The 3050-nt window shown below is 68.9% G+C and carries 2 protein-coding genes and 1 pseudogene; 1 reads left to right on the top strand and 2 read right to left on the bottom strand.

Going from position 1 to position 3050, the window contains the following annotated elements:
* The first annotated feature begins 103 nt into the window (after positions 1 to 103).
* Positions 104 to 583: a tRNA (cytidine(34)-2'-O)-methyltransferase gene (locus JCM9942_RS12945; RefSeq protein WP_054660168.1), complete on the top strand. Its 480-nt coding sequence runs from the start codon at positions 104 to 106 to the stop codon at positions 581 to 583.
* Positions 584 to 635: 52 nt separating this feature from the next.
* Here the strand turns inward: JCM9942_RS12945 and JCM9942_RS12940 are convergent, their stop codons facing one another.
* Entirely contained in the window at positions 636 to 1868 is a 1233-nt protein-coding gene (locus JCM9942_RS12940; RefSeq protein WP_054660166.1) for a CaiB/BaiF CoA transferase family protein, read from the bottom strand.
* Positions 1869 to 2028: 160 nt separating this feature from the next.
* Positions 2029 to 2888 (bottom strand): annotated as a pseudogene (locus tag JCM9942_RS12935) (PA4780 family RIO1-like protein kinase).
* Positions 2889 to 3050 lie beyond the last annotated feature (162 nt).

The following is a 3050-nucleotide window of genomic DNA, read 5'->3' as shown; positions in this document are numbered from 1 at the left end:
GCGCTGAATCTGCAGACCCTGGCCATCGACGTCGCCGCCGACCTGCTCGGCCGCTGAGCCGGCCACACCGCTGGCCGGGCCAGCGGCGGCGTAAACTGCGCCGATGACTTCCGCACCCGTTTTCGATGTTCTGCTCTACCAGCCCGAGATCCCGCCGAACACCGGCAACGTGATCCGGCTTTGCGCCAATACCGGCGCGCGCCTGCACCTGATCGAACCGCTGGGCTTCGACCTCATTGACAAGCAGCTCAAGCGCGCCGGCCTGGATTATCACGAATACGCCCAGCTGCAGGTCCACCCGGACCTGGACACCGCGCTGGCGCGCATCGCGCCCACGCGCCTGTTCGCGATGAGCACCCGTGGCAGCGTGCGCTATGACAGCGTGGCCTTCGCCGATGGCGATGCGTTCCTGTTCGGCCCGGAAACGCGTGGTCTGCCGCAGGACCTGCTGGATTCACTGCCCGACGGCCGCCGCCTGCGGCTGCCGATGCAGCCCAACAACCGCAGCCTGAACCTGTCCAACTCGGTGGCGGTGGTGGTGTTCGAGGCCTGGCGCCAGCACGGTTTTCCCGGCGGCCAGTAACGCGCGCGGACAATCCGGCGGGCGCGGGCCCTTGGCGTCCGGAGTGCGCGGTTCACTCCCCGCCGCCGAGCACCCCGAGCGCCTGCAACTGCCGCAGGCGCCCGGCATCGAGTGAGAGGATTTCCTCCAGCACCTGTGCGGTGTGCTGGCCCAGCAGTGGCGCGGCCTGCGTGTACTGGAGCGGGGTGGCGGAGAACTTCAGCGGATTGCGCACCATCGCCACGCGGCCACCACCGGCATGCGGCAGCTCGATCTTCAGCCCCCGCGCCTGCACCTGCGGATCATCGAACACCTGGTCGATGCGGTTGACCGGATTGGCCGGCACCCCCGCTTTTTCCAGCAGCGCCAGCCACTGCGCGGCCGGACGCGCGCGCAGATACTGCTGCAGCTGTGGTACCAGTGCATCGCGATGGGCGACGCGGGCGGCATTGGTCGCATAGCGCGGATCGGCCGCCAGCTGCGGCGCACCGAGCACCTCGCACAAGCGCGCGAACTGGCCATCGTTGCCGACGGCCAGCATGAAGTAGCCATCGGCCGCCGGCATCACCTGGTAGGGCACGATATTCGGATGCGCGCTGCCCTGCCGCTCCGGCACCACCCCGCCGACCAGGTAGTTGGAGGCCTGGTTGGCCAGCCAGGCCACCTGGGTATCGAGCAGCGCCAGATCGATCTGCTGGCCGATGCCGGTGCGTTCGGCATGGCGCAGCGCCGCCAAGATCGCGGTGGCCGCATACAGGCCGGTCATCAGGTCGGTCGCGGCCACCCCCACCTTCTGCGGACCGGCGCCGGGCGCGCCGTCGGGCTCACCGGTCACGCTCATCAACCCGCCGATGGCCTGGATCGCCGCGTCATAGCCGGCGCGCTGCGCGTACGGTCCATCCTGGCCGTAACCGGTGATCGAGCAGTACACCAGCTTCGGGTTCAGCGCCTGCAGGCGGGGGAAATCCAGCCCGTACCGGGCCAGCCCGCCGACCTTGTAGTTCTCCACCAGCACATCGCAGCGGGTAACCAGTTCGCGGATCAGCGCCTGCCCGTCGGGCGTGGTGAAGTCGATCGCCACCGAGCGCTTGCCGCGGTTGGCGCACAGGTAGTACGCCGATTCGCCGGTGTCGTGGCCGGCGGCATCTTTCAGGTACGGCGGCCCCCAGCTGCGGGTGTCATCGCCCCCCCCGGGACGCTCGACCTTGATCACATCGGCACCGAAATCGGCCAGCACCTGCGTGGCCCACGGCCCGGCCAGGATGCGGGACAGGTCCAGCACGCGCACACCCTCAAGCAAGTTCACTGCAGCCCCCAACCCCGGATAGCGGAACGCGCAGGGTGCCACGGCACGCCGCCCACCGGCCAACGCGGCACCGCCGCACACACGATCGGCCGGGTTTCGCAACCCGGCCGACGGCATTTGCAGCAGTTACGCGTCGCGGTTTTGACGGCCGGCCAGCGGCTCAGTCGTCGTCCTGCTCGGCCGCTTCACGGCCCTGCTGGCGGATCAGCGCCTCCTCGCGGGCGTCGTTGATGGCGTGGCGCACGCTGTCCAGATCGATGCTGCTCATGTCCGGGGTGTACTGCCCGGTCAGCACGGTGTCCGGCTGCAGCTCGCCAGCCTGGAACAGCTCCCACATCTCCTCGCCGTACCAGGTGTCCAGCAGTTCCGGCGCGCTGCGCCCGAGGAAGGCGGTGAGGTTGTTGACGTCGCGCAGCAACATGGTGCGCGCGGCGTTGTTGCCGGCGGCGCTGACCACCTGCGGGAAATCGATGACGATCGGGCCGTCCGGGCCGACCAGCACGTTGTACGGCGACAGGTCGCCGTGGATCAGCCCGCAGCACAGCATCAGCTTGACCTGATGCACCAGCACCGCGTGGAACTGGCGCGCCTCCTCGGCCTCCAGCTCCACCTCGCCCAGGCGCGCGGCGCTGAAGCTTCGGCATCGGTGACCAGCTCCATCACCAGCACGCCGTGGAAATAGCCGAACGGCTCGGGCACCCGCACCCCGGCTTCGCGCAGCTGGTAGAGCGCGTCGACCTCGGTGTTCTTCCACGCCGTTTCCTGCTGCTTGCGGCCGTACTTGCTGGCCTTGCCGATGGCCCGGGCCTCACGCGAACCGCGGACCTTGCGGCCCTCCTGGTACTGCACGCGCTGCTGGAAGCTGCGCTGGGCCATGTCCTTGTAGACCTTGGCGCAGCGTACTTCACCGCCGCTGCGGACCACGTAAACGGCCGCTTCCTTGCCGCTCTTGAGCGGGCGCAGCACTTCTTCGATGACACCGTCGTCGATCAGTGCCTGCAATTGTTGGGGTGTCTTCACGGTCTCTCGGTAGGTACTGGCCGACAGGGCGGCACGGCCGGGCGGCGGATCGAACGGCGTCGAACGTGGCCCGATAGGACGGGATCAAGGGGGCATATTGTTGCCGATGGCGCCCACCGGCAACAGGCCGGCGGCATCTGCCGGGGTGGGGCGGCGTTCACG

Source organism: Stenotrophomonas pictorum JCM 9942 (genome assembly GCF_001310775.1).
GTDB lineage: Bacteria > Pseudomonadota > Gammaproteobacteria > Xanthomonadales > Xanthomonadaceae > Stenotrophomonas > Stenotrophomonas pictorum.
Note: the sequence above shows the minus strand (reverse complement) of the source record. Positions and strands in the feature narration are given on the sequence as shown.

Bases quoted from the DNA above. Each gene is read 5' to 3' on its own strand.
- JCM9942_RS12945 (WP_054660168.1), top strand. From the start codon at position 104: ATGACTTCCGCACCCGTTTTCGATGTTCTGCTCTACCAGCCCGAGATC.